General features: G+C 74.0%; 10 protein-coding genes. 6 read left to right on the top strand and 4 right to left on the bottom strand.

Annotated features, from left to right (window positions below; all coding sequences use genetic code 11):
- Nucleotides 1-19 precede the first annotated feature (19 nt).
- Nucleotides 20-1,492, bottom strand: a complete 1,473-nt coding sequence (locus MXD62_RS03110) for an LCP family protein (protein ID WP_248827908.1) — start codon at nucleotides 1,490-1,492, stop codon at nucleotides 20-22.
- A 72-nt stretch (nucleotides 1,493-1,564) separates the two neighbouring features.
- Here MXD62_RS03110 and MXD62_RS03105 point away from each other — a divergent pair, with 72 nt between their 5' ends.
- Together MXD62_RS03105 and MXD62_RS03100 are read left to right on the top strand one after the other, a co-directional pair.
- On the top strand, nucleotides 1,565-1,774 hold the full coding sequence (locus MXD62_RS03105; protein WP_248827907.1) for a hypothetical protein: 210 nt from the start codon (nucleotides 1,565-1,567) through the stop codon (nucleotides 1,772-1,774).
- Between the two features lie 385 nt (nucleotides 1,775-2,159).
- Complete coding sequence (locus tag MXD62_RS03100) at nucleotides 2,160-3,230, top strand: glucose-1-phosphate thymidylyltransferase (RefSeq protein WP_248827906.1); 1,071 nt, start codon at nucleotides 2,160-2,162, stop codon at nucleotides 3,228-3,230.
- Between the two features lie 517 nt (nucleotides 3,231-3,747).
- Here the strand turns inward: MXD62_RS03100 and MXD62_RS03095 are convergent.
- The gene (locus MXD62_RS03095) at nucleotides 3,748-5,736 is read right to left on the bottom strand and encodes a glycosyltransferase family 39 protein (RefSeq protein ID WP_248827905.1); all 1,989 of its coding nucleotides are present in this window, start codon (nucleotides 5,734-5,736) and stop codon (nucleotides 3,748-3,750) included.
- Nucleotides 5,737-5,816: 80 nt separating this feature from the next.
- Between MXD62_RS03095 and rfbD the strand changes: the two genes are divergently transcribed.
- From rfbD to MXD62_RS03075, 4 genes are all read left to right on the top strand, one after another.
- Nucleotides 5,817-6,782, top strand: a complete 966-nt coding sequence (gene rfbD / locus MXD62_RS03090) for a dTDP-4-dehydrorhamnose reductase (RefSeq protein WP_248827988.1) — start codon at nucleotides 5,817-5,819, stop codon at nucleotides 6,780-6,782.
- A 108-nt stretch (nucleotides 6,783-6,890) separates the two neighbouring features.
- On the top strand, nucleotides 6,891-8,588 hold the full coding sequence (metG, locus tag MXD62_RS03085) for a methionine--tRNA ligase (protein WP_248827904.1): 1,698 nt from the start codon (nucleotides 6,891-6,893) through the stop codon (nucleotides 8,586-8,588).
- A 66-nt stretch (nucleotides 8,589-8,654) separates the two neighbouring features.
- Entirely contained in the window at nucleotides 8,655-10,298 is a 1,644-nt protein-coding gene (locus tag MXD62_RS03080; RefSeq protein ID WP_248827903.1) for a hypothetical protein, read from the top strand.
- Nucleotides 10,295-11,152, top strand: coding sequence for an NAD(P)-dependent oxidoreductase (locus MXD62_RS03075; protein ID WP_248827902.1), 858 nt, complete (start codon nucleotides 10,295-10,297; stop codon nucleotides 11,150-11,152). Before MXD62_RS03080 ends, MXD62_RS03075 begins: the two co-directional genes overlap by 4 nt.
- 1,711 nt (nucleotides 11,153-12,863) lie before the next feature.
- Here MXD62_RS03075 and MXD62_RS03070 read toward each other — a convergent pair.
- Both MXD62_RS03070 and MXD62_RS03065 read right to left on the bottom strand, forming a co-directional pair.
- Entirely contained in the window at nucleotides 12,864-14,003 is a 1,140-nt protein-coding gene (locus MXD62_RS03070) for a glycosyltransferase family 1 protein (protein WP_248827987.1), read from the bottom strand.
- Nucleotides 14,004-14,067: 64 nt separating this feature from the next.
- Nucleotides 14,068-15,576, bottom strand: a complete 1,509-nt coding sequence (locus tag MXD62_RS03065) for a glycosyltransferase (RefSeq protein WP_248827986.1) — start codon at nucleotides 15,574-15,576, stop codon at nucleotides 14,068-14,070.
- Between the last annotated feature and the right edge of the window lie 100 nt (nucleotides 15,577-15,676).

Here is a 15,676-nt window from a genome sequence, read left to right as displayed (position 1 = left end):
GGTCAGGAGGTGCAGCCGGTCAGTACGTGCAGCCGGTGGTCAGCTCGGTCGCCGTCACCGGGGCGGTCGGCCTGGTGGGGGCTCCGGACAGGGCCGAGCCCGCCGGGCCCGTGGACCCCGTCGAGGCGCTGCCCGGTGCCGACGGGCGCATACCGGAGACCGCTCGGGCCCCGGCCGCGGGGACGCCGGTCGCGTCCACCTTCTCGAACGACTCGCCCAGCACCAGGGAGATCCGGTCGGCCAGGTCGTCGTCGCGGACAAGCCTGGCGTCGGGCACGACGGCCCGCACGGCGCGCGCCGCCGCCTCGCCGCCGGGCCCGTACCGCACCTCGCTGGTCTGCAGCGAGCCGGCGGGCCAGTCCCGCGGGGTTCCGACGTGGAACCCGAGACCGGCGAGGTCACTGCGCACGGCCGCGGCGAGCCCCCCGACCCGCGCGGCGTTGAACACGTCGACGGAGACCTCGCCCGGGGGCGACGCCGGCGGGGCGGGGACGGCCGTCGGGCTGGTGCCGTCCCGGCCGCGCAGCGGCGCCAGGAACGCGTCAAGCTGCGCCTGGTCGTAAAGCTGCACGGAACCGAACCGGGGCAGCTCGCCGAGCGCGTTCCCGCCCTCGGCCGGCGACGGCGCGTGCACGGGGATGGTCACGAATCTGATCTGGTCGGAGCTCATCGACCCCATCCGCTTCGCGAGCAGCCGGAGATCCTCGATGTCCGTTCCGTCGTCGATGGTCAGGGCCCGCGTCACCGCGCTGATCAGGTTCTCCAGCCGGGCCGGGTTCGTCAGCACGCCGTCGCTGGTGGCCTTGCGGAAGACCGCCCCGATGAACTGCTGCTGCCGGCGGATGCGGTCGAAGTCGTTGTCGGGCAGGCCGTGGCGCTGGCGGACGAACGAGAGGGCCTGGTCGCCGGTCAGGTGGTTCTCGCCGACCCGCCCCCGCCACTGGGACCACTCGTCACGCAGGTTCGTCCGCCGTCCGTCCGGCAACGCCTTCACGCAGACCGTGACCCCGCCGATCGCGTCGGTCATCTCGCGGAACCCGGCGAGGTCGACCGAAACGTAGTGGTCGACGCGGATGTCGGTGAGATTCTCGATGGTCCGGACCAGCAGCCCCGGGCCCCCGATGGAGATCGCCTGGGTCAGCTTGTCCCGGCCGTGCCCGGGGATGCGCACGAGGGTGTCGCGCGGGAACGACACCAGGGTCGTCGTCCCGTTCGCGTCGAGGTGGGCGAGGATCGTGGTGTCCGAGCGCTGGCCGGCGACCTCGCCGCCGCGCTGGAACTCGCCCCCGGTGCCGGCCCGGCTGTCCGAGCCGACCAGCAGGAAGTTGGTCGTCCCCTCGACGGGGCTTGCGGGCCGGTCGCCGTCCAGGCTCAGCCGCAGCCGGTTGATCTGGCGGTCGAAGTGCTCGTAGACGGCGAACCCGCCGACGGCGAAGGCGAAGATCAGGCACGACAGGATGGCGGAGACGACGACGGCGAGCCGCGACGCCACGCCACGCCGCCGACCGGCCGACCCCGGAAGCCACCCTGACCCGTGGCCGTGGCCGTGGCCGGTGCTGTGGTCGTGGACGCCGTTCTGGGCATGGTCCTGAGCCTGCTCCAGGCGCTGCTCCCGGGTTCGGACGTCCGGGCCGGCCTCGCCCGGGTTCCGGCGCTGGAGCCTGTCCCAGCCGCCGCGGCGCTGGTTCGGTCTCGGCTCGGTGAGCTCGGCCTCCGACCCGTCCTGGTTCGCGTGGGTGACCTCGCGCTGGCGCGAGCGTGCGCGCGGCCGTGACCTCGGCCGGCGCCGCCCGCCCGCTGTGGGGTCGGAGCCGGTGCGGGACGACTCAGGCCCCTGTCGAGGCCCTGTCGAGGTGCGCGGTCCAGCGCCGGTCACCGCGTCCCCCCTCTGTGGTGTGCCGGGTATCTCGGCGTGCCTGTCGGTCGACCGGCCTGCCCGTCGGACGGCTGGCACGCCGGTCCGCGGTGGCGGCGACCCGCACCCCTTGGTTACTCAACGTACCCGGAACGTGACGGCGTAAGCGCTCATGGGTCGGCGTCCGCGCGGACTTGTCGAGGGAGAAGGCCGATGTGGACATCTGGCTATGGCGTGCATCACGTTTTGGTTACTTTCCGTCAGGGCCTGTCTCCTGGAGCTACCCACGATAGGGTTTCGGATCATGAAGGCACTCGTGCTCGCCGGTGGCTCCGGGACCCGTCTTCGGCCGATCACCCACACCTCCGCCAAGCAACTCGTGCCCGTCGCCAACAAGCCGGTGCTGTTCTACGGGCTCGAGGCGATCCGCGGCGCCGGGATCACCGATGTCGGGATCATCGTCGGCGAGACGGCGGCCGAGATCGAGAACGCGGTTGGTGACGGATCGCAGTTCGGCATCACCGTCACCTACATCCGCCAGGAGGCGCCGCTAGGTCTGGCGCACGCCGTCCTCATCGCGCGGGACTTCCTCGCCGACGAGCCGTTCGTGATGTACCTCGGCGACAACATGATCATCGGTGGGATCTCCGGGCTGGTCGAGGAGTTCCGCCACACCACCTCCGATGCGCTCATCCTGCTCACCAAGGTCGACAACCCCTCGGCGTTCGGCGTCGCCGAGCTCGGCGCGGACGGCCGGATCATCCGGCTCGTCGAGAAGCCCGCCGACCCGCCGAGCGACCTCGCGCTCGTCGGCGTCTACATGTTCGGTCTCGCGATCCACGAGGCCGTCCGCTCGATCAAGCCCTCAGGGCGCGGCGAGCTCGAGATCACCGAAGCGATCCAGTGGCTCGTGGACGGCGGCTACGACGTCGCGCCGCACCTCGTCGAGGGCTACTGGAAGGACACCGGCCGGCTCGACGACATGCTGGAGACCAACCGGCACATCCTCGAATCGGTCGAGCCCGCGATCCACGGCACCGTGGACGAGCACAGCACCATCGTCGGTCGGGTGGTGATCGAGGAGGGCGCGTCCCTGGTGCGCTCGACGGTGCGCGGCCCGGCGATCATCGGCCGCGGCACCCGGCTCGTCGACACCTACGTAGGCCCTTTCACCTCGATCTACCACTCGTGCGTCGTCGAACGAACCGAGATCGAGTACTCGATCGTGCTCGAGCGGGCCACCATCCGCGGCATCGGTCGCATCGAGGACTCCCTGATCGGGCGGGACGCCGAGGTCGTGCCGTCGAGCGCTCTCCCCAAGGCGCACCGCCTGATGATCGGCGATCACTCCCGGGTCTCGGTCGCAACGAGCTAGCAGCAGAAGGACCCGACTCCCGCCCAACTCCCGGCCCGGCCCGGCCCGGATCCGCCTGCGCGCCTGCTGGCCGATGTCCGGTCGCGGTCCGGGGACCGGCGGAACGACGTGTTTTCGCTGCCCAGGTGTTGCCCAGGTGTGGAGCCGCCGCCCGGGCCTCGCCGCGGGGCGCGGTCTCGCCGATGTCCCGACCGTCGGCGAGCCTCGATCTGCCGGTGGCGGCCCCGGTCCGTTTCGGGCGCTCGGCTACTCGCCGTTTGATTTCCTTCTCGCCGTTTCAGGCAGCATTCCCGGCGAAATCCGCTCTGAAAGGGCGAGAAGGATGCCAAACGGCGAGCAGGCCACCCCCATGTGCGGGGTTTTGTTCGATAGATGGCGGTCTGGCCGGGCTGTGGTGGCGCGGGCTGTGGCTTCACTGCCCACGGCTCCGAAGACCAGATCAGCCACTGCGGGGACGGGCGGGACGATGTCTGGCCGGTGCGGATCAGCTGGTTCGGCTTGCCCTGGCGGGCGGCGGTCAGCCTGTGGGCGTGCCGGCGGGGGTGCGGTGGCGCAGAGCCGGGATGAGAGCGAGCGCGAGGGCGATGATCCACAACAGTGCCGTCCCGGCGACGACGGTGATGGTGACGCCTACGGGGAACGGGGCCCAGCGGGAGATCGCGGAGACGACGTCCGGGATGCGGGCGGGAGTGAAGGAGACCTGGCGCGGCAGCCAGTAGTAGCTGCACACGGCGAGCAGGGCGAGGGCCTGCATGACGAGCCCGCCGACCAGCATGATCACCGGTGCCCACCGGGCGCGCGCGCCCAGCAGCCGGCCGAGCCCGGCGACCACGACGACCGCGAGGCCGACGATTCCCAGGTACAGGTAGCGGCCCTGCACGGCGATGCCGCGGGTGTACCGCTCGTATTCGGCCCAGCTCCGCTGCCCGACCATCAGGTACGCGAAGGCAAGAGGGGCAAGCAGGACCAGCGGTGCCGACAGCCGGGCCAGCCGACCGGGGCCCGCTGCCGCGCCGCTCCCGGTCGGCGTCGCTGCGCTGGTCGGGGCGCGTCGGGCGGCGGTGATCACGGCGAGGGCGCACAGGACGGTCGTGACCACCGTGGCGGTGACGATCGCGACCGGGGAGAGCTGCGGCGGCTCGAACATGCCGAGACCGCCCCAGAACCTGCTGATCATCGTCCGGACGAAGTACCAGAACCAGGTGAAGAAGGAGTCGGGGAGCAGGAGGGCCTCGCGGCGTGGCGGGTTCGTCGCCCAGCCGTTCGGCTGGAGGGCGTCGTACAACAGGTAGTTGCGGATCCACCACCAGCCGCCGATGACCAGCCCGAGCCCGACCGCGATCGCCGCCGGCAGCAGCGGCAGCCGGACCCGGCCCTCGCCCCGAGCCGGCTCGGCGCCGGACCCGGCGGCGCCGGTGCCGGGTTCCGCTCCGGGTTCGGTGCTGGCGGTCGCGGCGGAGGCCCGAGCTCGCCGGGTGTGGAGCCAGCCGACGAGGTAGGCGGCGGCGATCGTGAACGGGAGGGCGAAGGCGAACGCCTTGGACAGCATGGCCACGCCGAACCAGACGCCGGCCCACAGCGCGGTCCGCTTGCGCAGGTCGCCGCGTACGACCCCGGCCAGGACCACGGTGAGGGCACCGGTCGCCAGGATGAGGATGCCGTCGTTGTTGAAGGTCGCGCCGACCCTGGTGAACCCGGGTATCGCCAGCGGAAGGGCCGCCGCGGCGGTGGCGAGCGGGCCGCGCAGGCCGAACCGGCGCGCCGCGGCCCAGGCCAGCAGGGGCAGCGGGGCCACGATCAGGATGTTGAGTAGCCGCAGGACCAGCACCTGCTGGTCGTAGGCCCAGTTCTCGGAGCCGGGCAGTGCCTCCAGTAGGCCCGCTCCGATCGCGTAGACGAGCGGCGGATGCTGGATCATCTGGTTGGACAGCCGGCCGTCGTCCACCGGGGTCGGCCCGCCGAGCTCGTCGAACGACTGCCGGGCGTCGCGCGGGGTGGGGGCGATCTCCGCGAACGACGGGGAGCCACGCCGCTTGCCGCCGGACTGGAACATGTCCTGGAACCGGCCGCGGTCGAAGTCGTCGGATGTCGCCGCGACCCCGGTGGCGATCATCTTCTCACCCGGTGCCGGCCAGCCGGCCCCGTGCTGCAGGCCGTAGACCATGTCGACGTGCTGGGCCTCGTCGTAGCCCGTCCAGGTCGTGTACACGAACGAGTAGGTCACGAGCAGGGCCACATGCAGTGCGGTGATGAGCAGGACGATCACCGGAACGCGCCGCGGTCGCCGCGGAGGCCGGGCCGCGGACGCCGCTGGTTCGGCGGGCGGGGCCGGTACCGGAATGGCTGGCACCGGAGTGGCCGGTGCGGCTGGCACGTCCGGGCCGGGAGGCGCCTCGAGGTCAGCTGGCTCTTCCCTGAAGGCGGTTGTCGCCTCCTCGGTGCCCGCGCCGGCCGGGCCGCCTGACCTGCGGGGCTGATCCTCGCGCAGGTCGGGCTTTTCGGTCATTGGCGTCTCGGGCGTCACCGGGATCAGGGTAGCCGCAGCCTTCTCGGGCCGGTCGGTGCCGGTCCGGCCGACTGCGCGTGATGGCGACGTCACTGTCGGGGTGTCGCCAGCTGTTCGTATACGTCTGCCAGACTCGCGGGGTGCGCATCCTCGTCACTGGTGCCGGTGGACAGCTTGGTAGCGACCTGTGTCGTCTCCTCGACGCTCAGTCGCAGGTTGACAACCCGCGAGTACGGGCCTGGTGCGGGCTCGCCCGATCCGAGCTCGACCTCGCCGACGCGGCCCAGGTGCGCGCGGTCATCGCCGACCAGGCCCGGCCGGCGAAGATCCAGGGTGGGCTCGTCGTGATCAACACCGCCGCCTGGACGAACGTGGACGGCGCCGAGTCGGACGAGGCGGGCGCGTACGCCGTGAACGCCACCGGCGCGGCCCACCTGGCCGCCGCGTGCGCCCAGGCCGGCGCGGCGCTCGTCCACCTTTCCACCGACTACGTCTTCGACGGTGACGCGACCAAGCCCTACGAGACGGACGACCCGCCGGCGCCGGTGTCGGTGTACGGCCGGACGAAGCTCGCGGGGGAGGAGGCCGTCCTGGCGCTCTGCCCGGAGTCGTACGTCGTGCGGACGGCCTGGGTGTACGGGCGTACCGGCGGCAACTTCGTGAAGACGATCGCCCGGCTGGCCCGGGAGCGCGACGAGCTCGCCGTCGTCGCGGACCAGCACGGCAGCCCGACCTGGTCGGCCGACCTCGCCGCCGGCCTGCTCGACCTGGTCACCGCGCGCCCGGCGCCCGGGGTGTACCACTGCACCGCGGCCGGGGAGACGACCTGGTACGGCTTCGCCCGTGCGATCGTCGCCGCGCTCGGCCAGGACCCGGCGAAGGTCAGGCCGACGACGACGGAGGAGTTCCCACGCCCGGCGCGCCGGCCGGCCTACTCGGTGCTCTCGGCCCGGTCCTGGCTGGACGCCGGCCTGCGGCCGCTGCGCTCCTGGGACGACGGCTTCGCCGCCGCGTTCGCCGAGTTCGGCGCCGAGCTGCGGGGCTGACACCGGCACTGCCACGGCCACTGCCACGGCCACGGGCCGCCCGGCCCTCGACCAAGCCGGGCACTCGTCGCCGGTGCCGATCTCGGCTGACGTCCAGCGGGTAGCTTGATGGCTGTGAGCACTCAGACTCCCGACACGGCGGCGCGGCACGGCAGCCGTCCCGTCCTTGTCGCCGTCGCGTGGCCGTATGCCAACGGGGCACCGCATCTCGGGCACATCGCCGGCGCCTACCTGCCCGCGGACATCTTCGCCCGCTACCAGCGGATGGCGGGCAACCGGGTGCTGATGGTCTCGGGGTCCGACGCGCACGGCACCCCGATCACGGTCCGGGCGGACGAGGAGGGGGTCACCCCGCAGGAGATCGTCGACCGGTACCACCCGGAGTTCCTGCGCATCTGGTCCGAGCTCGGGATCAGCTTCGACCTCTTCACGAGCACCCGGACGGACAACCACAGCGCGGTCGCCCAGGACGTGTTCACCCGCCTGCGCGAGGCCGGCTACATCTACGCCAAGGAGACCTCGCAGTTCTACGACCCGGACGCGGGGCGCTTCCTGCCCGACCGGTACGTCGTCGGCACCTGCCCGCACTGCTCGTATCAGCAGGCGCGCGGCGACCAGTGCGAGAACTGCGGGCGCACCCTCGACCCGGAGCTGCTGATCGACCCGCGCAGCAAGGTCACCGGGGCCGTCCCGGAGATGCGCCAGACGACGCACTTCTTCCTGCGGCTGTCGGGCCTGGCCGACCAGCTCCTCGACTGGCTGCAGACCCGCCAGGGCTGGCGCCGGCACGTCCTGAACTGGTCGGTGCAGTTCGTCAAGGACGGCCTGCACGACCGCGCGATCACCCGGGACCTGGACTGGGGCGTCCCGCTGCCGACCGACGAGCTCGGTCCGGGCAAGCGGCTCTACGTCTGGTTCGAGGCCGTGATCGGCTACCTGTCGGCGAGCAAGGAGTGGGCGGCCGCCTCGGGTGATCCGGAGGCATGGCGGGCCTGGTGGGAGGACCCCGAGGCGGCGGCGTACTACTTCGTCGGCAAGGACAACATCCCCTTCCACACCGTCATCTGGCCGGCGATGCTGATCGGCTACGGCGGCCTGAACCTGCCGACGGACGTCCCGGCGAACCAGTACGTCACCTTCGGTGGGGCGAAGGCGTCGAAGTCGGCGGGCATCGGGCGCGGGGTGCGCGAGTACCTCGACCTGCTCCAGCCGGACGCGCTGCGCTTCGCCCTGGCCTCGGTGCTGCCCGAGCAGAACGACACCGAGATCTCGGACGCGGACATCATCCGCCGGGTGAACGACGAGCTGATCGCCAACTGGGGCAACCTCGTCAACCGGGTCCTCGCCCAGATCAACAAGTTCTTCGACGGCGAGCTGCCGGAGACCGGCGAGCTCGACGGCGTGCACGCGGCGCTGCTCGACTCGGTGGACGCCGGCCTCGTCCGGGTCGGCGAGCTGCTGGGCAAGGTCGAGCAGCGGGCGGCGCTGCGGGCGGCGATGGAGATCTCCGCCGAGGTGAACGCCTACCTCTACCGCGAGGAGCCGTGGAAGACCGTCAAGGTCGACCGGGCGGCCGCGGCGCGCAGCCTCGCGGTCTCCATCCAGGCGATCTCCGGCATCACCACCGCGCTGGCCCCGTTCCTGCCGTTCACCTCGGCCCGGGTGGCCGAGGTGCTGGGCATCGACCTCGACGGCTGGGAGCGCCGGCCCGTCCCGGCCGGTCGTCGCCTCGCGTGGTCCGGCGGCCTGTTCACCAAGCTGGACGTCGGTGCGCTGGACAAGGCCCCGCAGGACGCCGACGCCTGACCCGGGAGGCCGCCGGGCCGGGGGCGCCGCCGAACGTGCCGGGCCGGCCTGGGAGACTGTGGCGCAATGGCGAGCTCATCGGGCCCGCCGCCCGTCCTGGGCACGCCACCCTCCCAGGCCGGGCCGGCGGCGGGGAATCTACCGCTACAACCTGGCCCTGCCCAGCCTGATCGTCACAATTCGCGACCTCATCGTGAGGATCGGTGGCGCGCGGATCGGCCGTCCGGCGCGCCGCGCCGCTGGGGCTTCGTGCGGCGCCATGCCGCCTTCCTGATCCTGCTCACGCTGGCCGTCGGGGCCCGGGCTGCCGTCCTGCTGGCCTACCGGCCCGCGCTCTTCTACTACGGCGACTCGCCCGCCTACCTCGACCAGGCCACCAACCGGCTGTGGGCGGGCGACTGGCGGCCGTCGGGCTACCCGATGTTCCTGCGGGTCATCGGCGCCCCCGACCACCTGACCCGGCTGGTGCTCGGCCAGCAGGCGGCATCGCTGCTGGCCGGGGTCGGTCTCTACGCGGTGGCGTGTCGCCTGTTCGAGCGGCACGGTCCACTCGCGGCGGCCCGCCGCACCGGGAGCTGGCCGGCCGCGGTGGTCGCGGCACCGGCACTGCTGGCCCCCTGGGTGCTCGACCTCGGCCAGTTCGTCCTGGCCGACAGCCTGTTCGGGACGCTCGTCCTCGGCGGGCTCGTGCTGCTGGCCTGGCCCGGGCGGCCGGCCGCGTGGCGCTTCGCCGTCGCCGGGCTGCTGCTCGGCGCCAGCCTCACCGTCCGCACGGTCGGCTACGGCCCGCTCGCGGTGGGCGCGGCCGGTGCCGTCGTCCTGGCTGTCACGCACTGGCGGCGGGCCCACGCGGCGGTCGTGGCGGCGGGGGCCGTGCTCGCGTTCGTCCTGGGAGCGGCCGTCCCGGTCGTCGCGTACTCGGCGTGGAGCGCGGGGCAGGGGAAGGGCTTCACTGTCACCGCGCACTCGGGGTTCTTCCTGTACGGCCGGGTCGCCCCGTTCGCCGACTGCGCCCGCCTGCCCGACGATCCCGACCTGCTGTCGCTGTGCGACCCGCGCCCCGTCGCCGAGCGCGGCTCCCCGGTGGCCTACCTCTGGCCGGACGACTCGCCGCTGCGCCAGGGCAACGACCTGGTCCCACCGGGCCGCGAGGAGCTCGCCGGCGAGTTCGCCCGGCGCGTGATCCGCGAGCAGCCGTGGACGATGGTCACCTCGACCGCCCGCTACCTGGCCGGGTACTTCTCGCCCGTCCCGTACGAGAACAGGCTCACCAGCCGCGCCGACACCTGGGAGCTGCCCCGGACGGGCACCAACCGGATCGGCTCGGACGGCCCGCACGCCGCCGACGGGTACTTCTCCGCCGCACGGCTGAACGACCCCCCGGCCGAGCTGCTCGCCTTCTACTCCCGGCTGGGCTACGGGCCGATGCCCCTGGTCGGCCTGGGCCTGCTCGCCGGGCTGCCAGCTCAGATCGTCGGGCGGGTGCGCGGGCGCGCCGGCCCCGGTCGGCTGTTCTGGCTGCTCGGGGGAGCAAGCCTGTCCACCCTGCTCCTAAGCTCCCTGACCTCGGCGTTCGATTACCGCTACCTGGGATCGGTCGTCGGCCTGCTCGCCCCGGCCGCGCTGCTCGGCGCGGTCGGGCTGGCGCGGGTGCTTCGACCGCGGCCGGTCGGCCGCGGCGGGAGTGTCAACGAGGGAGGTACCGCGTGAGGGTCGCGTTTCTCGGCCTGGGCCGGATGGGCGTCCGGATGGCCCACCACATCCTGGCCGCCGGGCACGAGCTGGCCGTCTGGAACAGGACACCCGGGCGCGCCGGCGAGCTGACGGCCCGCGGCGCCAGCGAGGCGGCCGACCCGGCGGCCGCGGTGCGCGGCGCGGACGCCTGCGTGCTGATGCTGTTCGACCCGGCGTCGGCGGCGGATGTCCTCGCCGCGGTGATCCCCGCCGCGCCGCCCGGCCTGCTTGTGATCAACTGCACCACGGTCGGTCCCGCGGCCGCCCGCGAGCAGGGCAGCGTCGCCCTGGCAGCGGGCCTGCGCTACCTGGACGCGCCGGTGATCGGCACGATCGGGCCGGCCGAGGCGGGCACCCTGCGCGTCCTGGTGGGCGCCGCCGACGCCGATCTCGCCGCGGCCCGCGGGATCCTCGAGACCTTCGGTGACCCGGGGCGCATCGACCATGTCGGGCCGGTCGGTGCCGCCAGCGCGCTCAAGACGGTGTTCAACCTCGGCCTGGCCGAGGCGACGGCCGCCGCCGCCGAGGTGCTCCGCTACGGCACCGAGCTCGGCGTCGACCGGAGCCTGCTGCTGTCCGAGCTCGCCACCGGGCCGCTGGGATTCATCGTCGAGTACAAGCGGGCGATGCTGGAGTCGGGCGACTACTCCACGCCGGCCTTCACCGTGGCCGGGCTCGCCAAGGACGTCCGGCTGGCCACCGAGTCGGTCGCGGGACGGCTGCCGATCGCCGAGGCGACCCTGGCCCTCACCGCCGCCGCCACCCGGGCCGGCCACGCCGAGCACGACTTCGCCGCGCTGGCCGCCGCGGATGTGCCCGACCCGGCCTGAGCCCGCCCGACCCGGAGCCGACCCGGGCCGGTTCCGGTTGAGTCCGGGTCGGCTCCGGTCAGGCCCGCGGCGGCGCTGGCTGATGATCGGTTTGGCCGGCGTGGGCCTGCTGTTCGGCTCCGTCGGCCTGCTCACCGCGTTCGCGGCCGCCCCGTTCGCGGGGGCCGACGAGGCGCAGCACACCGCCTACGCCCTCGAGGTCGCCGACGGCCGGCTGCCGGAGCTGGACACCGCCGTGCGCGCGGCCGTCCCGGGCATGCCCGGGCTGCCGGCCGGCTGCCGGGTGCCCCCCGAGGAGGCGCGGGCCGCGATCGACCTGCGGGAGGTGGCGATCCTGCCCGCCTGTGCCCGCCGCCCCGGCGGGCTGAGCAACTTCGACCTCGTCTACACGGCGAACCATCCGCCGCTGTTCTACCTGCTCGAGGCCGTCCCGCTCGGCGGTGGCCGGGCCGCGGGGCATCCGCTGGCCGGCTTCTACGCGGCGCGGCTGCTCAACCTCGCGATCGGGATCGGCGCCCTGGTGGCCACGGCGGCACTGGCCCGGGCCCTGCTGCCCACCCGGCCCGACCTGGCGGTTGCCGCGGCGGCGCTCACCGCGGTGATCGGCGGCTTCGTCGTGGTCGCCGCACAGGTCTACAACGACGCGCTCGCGGTCGCGCTGATCACCGGCGCGACCGCGGCGACGCTCGTACTGGCCCGGCGCGGGCCCTCGGCACGAACCCTCGTCCCGGTGATGCTGCTGATCCCGGCGGCCGCGCTGAGCCGGGCCAGCGGCGCGCTGGCCGCCGCGGTTCTCGTGCCGGCGGTCGCCGCCGCGTTCGTGCTGGGCCGTGCCGTGCCGGACCGTGCCGTGCCGGCCCGGACCCGCGGCGGGTGGGCCCGCACCCTCCTGCTGGGAACAGCCGTCGCCGCCGGGACGGCCGCCCTCACCGTGCTGGCCGCCGGCTGGTTCTACCTGCGCAACGTCAGGCTCTACGGCGATCCGACGGCCACCGGACGGATCGCCGAGGTGTTCCCCACCGGAGCGGAACCGCGCTCGGCACGCGAGGTGCTCGTCTCCGGCGACTTCTGGTGGTTCGTCTACCGCGGCTTCTTCGGCCGCCAGGTCCTGCTGACCGGCGCGGCCCGCTGGGTTCCTGTCGCCGTCGGCCTGGTCATGGTCGTCGGACTGCTCGCCGCGGCCGTCCGTGCCGCCGGGAACCTCCGCCGCCCCGGCCCCGGCCCCGGCCGTCGCCTCCGGCGGAGTAGCGCGGTCGGCGTGCTGTGCTGGCTTGTCGCGATCGCGCAGGCTGTGCTCGCGGGCGCGACGCTGGTCGGGTTCGTCGCCGCCGGAGGCGCTCCCTTCAACCGCTACCTGCTGCCGGCGCTGCCCCTGCTGGCCGTGGCGCTGGCCGGCGCGTGCTCGGCGCTCCCGGCCGCGCGGCGCGGTCTGCCGACGTCCGCCCTGGTCACGACGCTCGGGATCACTGTCGTGGTCATGCTCGGCCGTGAGCTGGCGCGGCGTGATCCGCAGCTCGCCGGCCGGAATGTCCTCGGCCGGCTGCACGGCGCGCTCGCGGCGACGGCCGTCGGCCCGGACCGTGCCCCGGTGCTCCTGGGCGTCCTGGCAGTGCTGGGCGTGCTGGGCGTGTTCCTGACAGCCCTTTCGATGGCCAGGCTCGCGTCGTGCGCCATCCCATCGTGGCGGGGCGCGCTGAGGGGTGGGCAGCCCTCAGCCGGCGACGCGGCGGTAGACGGCGGCGGTCAGCTCGGCGGTGCGCCGCCAGGTGAACGCGCGGGCGTGCTCGCGGCCGGCGGCGGCCTGGGTGGCGGACTGGGCGGTGTCGGCCGGTTCGGCGAGCGCGGCGCCGAGGGCTCCGGCGAGGTCGTCGGCGAAGACGTCCCGCCGGCCGGGGGTGACCAGGCGGACACCGGCGGCGGCGCCGACCACCTCGCGCACCGCGGGGATGTCGGCGGCCACGACCCGGGTACCGGCGGCCAGCGCCTCCAGCGGCGGTAGCCCGAAGCCCTCGTAGCGGGACGGGAAGCACAGCGCGGCCGCGCCGGCGACCACGGAGCGCAGCTCGGCGTCGTCGAGGTAGCCGACGGTGACGACGGCGTCCGCGGGCAGGCCCGAGGTGTCGAGCGCCGGGCCCCAGCCGGGCGGGCCGACGAGCGCCAGCGGCGGGGTGTCGGGCGCGTCGGCGCGCAGCCGGCGCAGCGCCTCCAGCAGCACCGGCAGGTTCTTGCGCGGCTCCGCCGACCCGACGAACAGCAGGTACCGCTCGGGCAGTCCGCGCGCGGCGAGCCAGCCGCGGGCCGGGGGAGCGGCGTCGAACCAGGCGGCGTCGACGCCGAGCGGGGTCGGGGTGACCATGTCCGGGTCGAGCCGGTAGGCGGCGATCACCTCGTCGGCGACGGCGCGGCTGGGGGTGAGCACCGCGGCGGCGCGGCGCAGCCCGCGCGGCACCAGCGTCGCGTAGCGCGCGGAGGCAGCCGACACCGTGTCCGGGGTGCGCAGGTACGACAGGTCGTGCACGGTCAGCACACCGCGCGCCGATGACAGCGGGCCGAGGACGAAGTTCGTCCCGTGCACGATGTCCGCCCGCCCGGTGAGCCACTCGGTGGGCGGGCGCTCCGAGCGTGTCCAGGCGTCCTGTAGCAGCCGCGCCGGGACGCGGCGCGCCGCCGGGCGGACCCCGGCGGGCAGGGCGGCGTCGAGCCCCGCCCCGCCGCGCCAGGTGAAGGCGGTGGCCGCCACGTCGAGATCCGCCCCGGGCAGCTCGACGAGGCCGGCCAGCAGCGCCGCCGTGTATCGGCCGACGCCGGTGCGCGGCCCGAGCAGCGGGGTTCCGTCGAGGACGACGCGCAGCTTCGGCACCGTGGTCAGGAGTCCGTGCTCAGGAGTGGGTTCGTGCTCAGGAGGGGGTCCACGGTCAGGAGTAGAGCCGGCGCTGCTCGGCGATGCCGTGCCAGCGCTCGGCGAACGCGGCGTCGGAGAACTGCTGGGCCCGCTGCACGGAGGCGGCGGCCAGCCGGGAGCGCAGCCCGTCCTCGGCGGCGAGCCGGCGGGTGAACGAGGCGACCTGCTCCGGGCCGGTCCAGCGGTAGCCGTCCACCCCGTGCCGGACGATCTCGCGCTGCCCGGCGCGGTCGATGACCACGGGCACGCAGCCGCCGGCCATCGCCTCGACGGTCGTCATCCCGAAGTGCTCCGCCGTCCAGGGGCGTTTGCGGTCGTCCTCGCCGTAGCCGGTCGCGGACCAGAAGACCGAGCTGGTCGACAGCAGCCGCTCCACCTCGGCGCGCGGGGCGTTCGGCAGGACCTCGACGGGCACCCCCGCCCCGGCGGCGCGGACCTGCTCGACGTACGGCTTCTGCGAGTCCTCGCATCCGCCGACGACGTACATCCGCCAGTCGGGCAGCGCACCGGTGCGGTACAGCTCGGCGAACCACTGCACCATCTCGAGCTGCCGCTTGGCATGGCCGAGGCCGGGGGCGAAGAACCGGCCGACGGTGATGACGGCCTTCTCGCGCTCCGGCGCCGGGGTGAGCCGGTCGACCTGGATCGGCGGGAACAGCACGTCGGAGTCCCGCCGCCACATCCGCCGGATCCAGCCCCGGGTGTACTCGGAGTTGGCCATCACGGTGTCGTAGCCCTCGAGGTAGCCGAGGTCGGCCGGGTCGCGCAGCAGCCAGGGGAAACGCAGCGCCATCCGCTCCAGCGGCCCCTCGTCGGCGTCGGTGACCCGCGGCCGGCTGACGGCCACACCGAGCTCGCGGACGTCCGCCACCCCGGGGGAGAAGACGTCGCTGACGAAGGTGAGCTCCGTCCCGGCGGTCGACGACGGCAGGGTTACCTCGAACGGCGCGAACGCCTGGTCGATCTGGAGCTTGGCGAGGACGGTGCCGTCCGCGTCGACGACCCGCAGCCGCACGGCTCCGCTCGCCCCGGGACGCCCGATGTCCGCGCGCAGAGTGCGCCCGCCGCCCGGGTTGACGGCCAGGATGCCCTCGCCGTTCGTCCACGTCCACTGCCGGCGCCGGCCGCCCTCGGGCGGGTACCAGCCCTGCCCGAAGCTGACAGCCGGGCTCACCCCGCGCAGCAGCGGGCCGGCGGTGCGTACCGCGGCCTTGCGCCAGGCGGCCATGTCGTGGTCGAACGGCGTCGGGAAGAAGCACAGGTAGGCCGACCGCGGCGAGCGCGGGGCGAGCCGGCTCATGTACGAGCCGTTCACGAACAGGTGGTACGACTCGGACAGCGCGGCGATCGCGTCCTCGCCACGGTCCGGCAGCCGCCGGTACCGGCAGCCGGAGAGATCCAGGCCCAGGTGGCTGCCGAGCGCGTCGAGGTCGACGTCGGAATGCCCGATCAGGTCGACGTCGAGCCCGTCCGCGGCCAGCACCTGCGCGATCATGCCGTTGTGGCGCTCGCCGCCGCCCATCGAGTGCCAGAAGCGGTTGTAGACCGCCGCCCGCAGCCCGGGCGCGACCGGCGGGCCAGGCGCGACCGGCTTTACGGTCGTCGCCGGATCGGTCGCCGGC

This window comes from Frankia sp. Mgl5 (assembly GCF_023242985.1).
Lineage (GTDB): Bacteria > Actinomycetota > Actinomycetes > Frankiales > Frankiaceae > Parafrankia > Parafrankia soli.
This window is presented reverse-complemented; position numbering and strand designations above follow the sequence as displayed.